Source organism: Pseudomonas sp. M47T1 (assembly GCF_000263855.1).
In the GTDB taxonomy this organism is placed as follows: Bacteria; Pseudomonadota; Gammaproteobacteria; order Pseudomonadales; family Pseudomonadaceae; genus Aquipseudomonas.
Genome location: NZ_AJWX01000064.1, coordinates 1 through 1071, shown reverse-complemented (window position 1 = coordinate 1071; position 1071 = coordinate 1). Strand labels below are relative to the sequence as shown.

At 59.9% G+C, this 1071-nt stretch carries 1 protein-coding gene; it reads right to left on the bottom strand.

Features of this window, described 5'->3' with window-relative positions; all coding sequences use genetic code 11:
• Positions 1-152 precede the first annotated feature (152 nt).
• On the bottom strand, positions 153-1071 hold a 919-nt coding region (locus PMM47T1_RS28465; RefSeq protein ID WP_008375917.1), incomplete at its 5' end, for an effector protein Tle3 domain-containing protein.

Here is a 1071-nt window from a genome sequence, read left to right as displayed (position 1 = left end):
TTTCATCTGTTCACCTATTTCGTTCAGGGGAATGTCTGGAACATACGGTATGTCCGCTGAATAAAGGCAATAGCTCAGCCATCCCAGAGTGAGGACGGCAGCCAGAACCAAATAAGGCTTGAGTTTCGGGAAGTTCATCAAGGTCGGGTCGCTCATTGGGACGCCTCGCCGCCAGGTAACTGTCCCTTTACCAATGACGGCAACGTCAACGGCACTAAATCAGGAGAAGGAAATATGCCTTTATCGTAGTATTTGAATACCGCTTCGATCATTGCCTGTGCTTCCAGACTTAATTTGTCCAAGCCTGGTAATTCCTTGATGTTGGCGTATTGCTTCTCGGTCATCCGCCAATCCGCCATGGCCAGCAGTACCTCCCGCACCTCCGGATCATCCAGGCACTGCCCCTGCCCAATGGCAATATCCATCGCCGTCACCCATTGATGGTTCACCGCGCTGCGCAGCACCGCCGAGTGATAGCTGTTGGCTTCCCACTCCGCAGGGTCCAGCGCCATGCGCGCCCGGATTTCGTTCGGTGTTTCTTCACGCCTGAGCTGGTACATGACCTTGCGCTGCTTGTGGTGGTGCTCCTCGACTTCGGCTTGGGTGAACACCGCGCAGTCCTCGTCTTCCTTGCCGTCGTTCCACCGGGCCTGTTCGGTGGCCACGTCGAAGGGTTTGTCGCGGTAGCCCATCGCTATGCGTTTGAAGTGCGCCTTGGGATTGCCCAGCGCATTGTTCTGCGACACCGCGTCTGGCCGATCAATGCCCGGCGTGTGCTCGCCGCCAAACATGTCCGGTTGATGCACGGGCACCAGTGCCTCGGCGTTGATGCGCCGGGTTTCACCCACGCTCGAGCGGCGCTGGACGATGGCTGAGAAGCTCCATTTGGGCAGTGCAGTGCCGCCTTCGCCCTTGTCACGCAGGGCCACCGGGCCGGGGGTGTCGCCAACGGGGATGGGCAGGTCGTGGCGGCGGCGCTTGCTCCATAGCCGCTGGTAGAAACGCAGGCCATGCAGCCGGTCCAGGGCTGGGGTGCGGTCGGGCAACTGGTCGGGCACGCCGAAGGTGCCC